Raw genomic sequence first — 292 nt, 5'->3', positions numbered from 1 at the left:
AGCGTGGTTTAACGGGGCGCCTAAGATCAAGATCAAAAGCAGATCAAAAGCAGAGCACAGCGGCCTACCGGCCGGCTTGAGTGTTGAAGAGCAAAATCAAAAGCTAAAGCGGGCACGGTCCACTGTAGGAGCTGGCTTGCCGGCGATGGCATCACCTCGGTGTGTCTGATGTACCGAGGAGCCTGCATCGCCGGCAAGCCAGCTCCTACAGAAAAGCGGCTCTGCTTTCGCTCTGGCTTTTGATCTGGCTTTTAACACTCAGGTCGGCTCTCAGGCCGCCGTGCTCTTGCTT

Source organism: Pseudomonas sp. F9001 (assembly GCF_013385435.1).
Classification (GTDB): Bacteria; Pseudomonadota; Gammaproteobacteria; order Pseudomonadales; family Pseudomonadaceae; genus Aquipseudomonas.
The sequence above is the reverse complement of the archived record's forward strand: the minus strand, read 5'-3'. Positions refer to the sequence as shown.